The 2220-nt window shown below is 47.9% G+C and carries 3 protein-coding genes; 2 read left to right on the top strand and 1 reads right to left on the bottom strand.

All coding sequences use genetic code 11. From position 1 onward, the window contains the following. Nucleotides 1–36: 36 nt before the first annotated feature. Nucleotides 37–819, bottom strand: coding sequence for a LysM peptidoglycan-binding and 3D domain-containing protein (locus DI14_RS07835; protein WP_034807249.1), 783 nt, complete (start codon nucleotides 817–819; stop codon nucleotides 37–39). A gap of 208 nt (nucleotides 820–1027) precedes the next feature. Here DI14_RS07835 and DI14_RS07830 point away from each other — a divergent pair, with 208 nt between their 5' ends. Further along, nucleotides 1028–1288 carry a DUF1294 domain-containing protein gene (locus tag DI14_RS07830; protein ID WP_034807247.1) on the top strand — a complete coding sequence of 87 codons (261 nt, stop codon included), beginning with the start codon at nucleotides 1028–1030 and terminating at the stop codon, nucleotides 1286–1288. A 140-nt stretch (nucleotides 1289–1428) separates the two neighbouring features. After that, nucleotides 1429–2220, top strand: a 792-nt coding sequence (locus tag DI14_RS07825; protein ID WP_034807245.1) for an AraC family transcriptional regulator, incomplete at its 3' end; no start/stop codon positions are given.

Genomic DNA, 2220 nt, shown 5'->3' with positions numbered 1-2220 from the left:
GACACCGCTGGCGCGGTGTTTTTGGGGTCGTACGAATTAGTTTAAGATTGTGATTTGGACAGATTGACGACCAAATTGAATCGCTTGTTCTTGTGTCGGCATCAAGAGGTCGATTTTGTTCCCTTTGATTGCGCCGCCAGTGTCTCCAGCGATGGCTTCGCCGTAACCTTCAACGTAAACTTTAGAGCCGAGTGGGATGACTGATGGGTCAACCGCGATGACTTTTTGGTTCGGGTTTGAACGTACGTCGATTCCAGTAGCTGTGATTCCTGAACATCCTGCACAGTATGGTGTATAAGCTGTCGCTTCAACAGTCATTGTCCGCCCTGAAGCCGGAGCTTGGGTTTGCGTTGTAGACGTCGACTGTTTCGTCACTGGTGTAGATGTTGATGCTTTTGGCTTCGCTGCAGGAGCGTCGTTCGCTACTGATGCAGCGGCTGCGCCTTTCACTGCGAATTGTTGACCTGGGAAGATAAGATCTGATTTAAGACCGTTCCATGTCATCAATTGATTGACAGTAACACCGTTGTTTTTCGCGATTCGATACAACGTGTCGCCTGCTTTAACTGTATACGTTTTAGATGAGTTCGAAGCTTTTGCTTCTGCCTTTCCAAGTTTCAATACTTGGTTCGGGAAAATCATATTAGAGTTTAAGCCGTTCGCTTGTTTAATGTCGTTTACAGAGACGTTGTTGTTCACGGCGATACGATACAATGTATCTCCAGACTGAACTGTGTGTGTTGATGCTGCCGAAGCTGGAGCAGCAACTCCTAAACTAAGGCCAGCGAGTGCCGTTAGTGTCAATAGTGGTTTTTTCATAAGAATATTCCTCCCTTTTCTAACGCCCCCTTACTGTAACACCTCTATATTTCACTGCCGTTACAGCATGATATGAGAGTGATATCAGTTCAGTTACAGAACTTTATGGGCTAGAAGTCAAGGGTGAATTTCTTACAAAACGGATACAAACGGCTTTGTTAAGCCATTTCAAGTTATAATCAATGAAGAAGAAAGGAGCGGATAGGCTTTGGAACTATTACTGATATATTACATTGTGACTAATTTACTAGCTTTTGTTACGTTCTTTCTCGATAAACGACGTGCGAAAGCGAACGCGTGGCGGATTTCGGAAAAGACATTGTTGTCGCTCGTCTGGATCGGCGGGGCGTTCGGTGCGTATATCGCGATGCGGCTGTTCCGTCATAAGACGCTGAAGCCAGCTTTCCGTCTCGGTGTCCCAATCGCCATTTTAGTCCATGCCGGGATCACGGCATATTTCATCTTTTGACACCATTATATAGAAGAGACACGGTCACACCGGTTGAGGATGTCTCACTCAAAATGTCGAAATTGACGCTTACAAAAGAGGGATGGGAGTCTTAGATCGGTATGTGATTCTACAAAATGTTCGATTGTTGAGGTGGGAAGATGCATCCTGAAGGAAAGATGATTACTGTTGAAACATGGACAGAGCAGATGGTGGAGACGAGCTTTACAACGAGTTCAAGCTTTCAGATTTGGCTCATCACGAAAGGACGTCTTACGGTACGCATCAACGGAACGCGTGTCCGGCTCGATCCGGGCATGGCATTGATGCTTGATTGCGGCCAACTCACAAGAGTCGAACGAGCGGAAGATTCATTTCACATGGACGTCATAAGTGTCGACCCGTTCGACTTGTTTTCACCGTTCCTTGCGGAGCAATATGTCACCCCGTATATCGAGAGGATTGGCTACTACGTGGCGCACTCGAGTGTACCGACCGACAAGGCGATGCTCGACACAATCGATAAAGCGGTCAGGCGTCTCAAGAGCGACTCGGCTTTCGCATTGCTCGATGCGACGTTACAGCTCGCTGTCGTCTGGCGCTATTGGATTCAGCGGACACCTGTGATGAGGCAACACGGATATGACCGAATGGATCGCATGATTTCCTATATACACGACCATGACACGATGAAGCTGTCGCTCGAAGACATCGCCGCTGCCGGTGGACTGAGCCGAGCCGAGTGTTGCCGTTACTTTTCAAAATGGGGCGACACCTCACCGCTCGCTTATGTTCAAGACGTCCGGATGCAACGGGCCGCGCGTCTATTATGTGAAACGGATTTTGCGGTCGCTGAAGTGGCGAACCAGCTTGGTTTTACGAGCGTGAGCCATTTCGTCCAGACATTCAAAAAAATACATAACCGAACGCCTCTCGCGTACCGTAAACAGAAG

Source organism: Exiguobacterium sp. AB2, assembly GCF_000696055.1.
In the GTDB taxonomy this organism is placed as follows: Bacteria; Bacillota; Bacilli; order Exiguobacteriales; family Exiguobacteriaceae; genus Exiguobacterium; species Exiguobacterium alkaliphilum.
Note: the sequence above shows the minus strand (reverse complement) of the source record. Positions and strands in the feature narration are given on the sequence as shown.

Coding starts and splice junctions, on each gene's coding strand:
- DI14_RS07835 (WP_034807249.1), bottom strand. CDS start 819: ATGAAAAAACCACTATTGACACTAACGGCACTCGCTGGCCTTAGTTTA.